General features: G+C 65.9%; 1 protein-coding gene. It reads left to right on the forward strand.

What is annotated here, in order from left to right; genetic code table 11:
• Positions 1-219 (forward strand): hypothetical protein (locus AC0L3U_RS39865; protein ID WP_473365192.1); only part of this gene is annotated, 219 nt, incomplete at its 5' end.
• Between the last annotated feature and the right edge of the window lie 33 nt (positions 220-252).

Here is a 252-nt window from a genome sequence, read left to right on the forward strand (position 1 = left end):
GCTTACGTGGCGTCCGCCCGTGGCCTGCTGCGCCGCGTGCATTGGCTGGCGAACGACCAGACCAAACTCGCCGAAGACTTCACCTGGCAGTTCACCGAGGCCACCGAGGCCCAGCGCAATGTCAGCCTGGACGCGTTGGTGGAAGAAGCCGACCTCAAATTGCTGATGGCCCGCAACCCGGCGGCGAACACCTTGGCCAGCTGGCCGCTGCGCTCGTAGTTCATCGCCAGCGCCAGCTCCAGTTGGTCGCGT

The sequence above is a fragment of the Bradyrhizobium sp. Kon69 genome (genome assembly GCF_055807515.1).